This window comes from Streptomyces triticirhizae (genome assembly GCF_003696235.1).
GTDB lineage: Bacteria > Actinomycetota > Actinomycetes > Streptomycetales > Streptomycetaceae > Streptomyces > Streptomyces triticirhizae.
Genome location: NZ_RFFJ01000428.1, coordinates 1 through 521, shown reverse-complemented (window position 1 = coordinate 521; position 521 = coordinate 1). Strand labels below are relative to the sequence as shown.

Annotated in this window: 1 protein-coding gene; it reads left to right on the top strand. The window is 60.5% G+C overall.

Going from position 1 to position 521, the window contains the following annotated elements:
• On the top strand, positions 1-521 hold a 521-nt coding region (locus EBN88_RS30125), incomplete at both ends, for a GTP-binding protein (protein WP_122400101.1).

Genomic DNA, 521 nt, shown 5'->3' with positions numbered 1-521 from the left:
ACGTCCGCGAAGATCGTGATCGCGGGTGGGTTCGGCGTGGGTAAGACCACGTTTGTGGGGTCGGTGTCGGAGATCAATCCGCTGCGGACCGAGGCGGTGATGACGTCGGCGTCGGCGGGGATCGACGATCTGACGCACACGGGGAACAAGACCACCACGACGGTGGCGATGGACTTTGGTCGGATCACTCTTGATCAGGATCTGATTCTTTATCTGTTCGGGACGCCTGGGCAGGATCGTTTCTGGTTTATGTGGGATGACCTGGTGCGGGGTGCGATCGGTGCGATCGTGTTGGTGGATACGCGGCGGTTGGCGGACTGTTTTCCTGCGGTGGATTATTTCGAGAACAGTGGTTTGCCGTTTGTGATCGCTTTGAACGGGTTTGATGGTCATCAGCCGTACTCTCCCGAGGAGGTGCGGGAGGCGTTGCAGATCGGTCCTGACGCGCCGATCATCACCACGGACGCGCGGCATCGCGCGGAGGCGAAGAGCGCGTTGATCACCCTCGTCGAACACGCCCT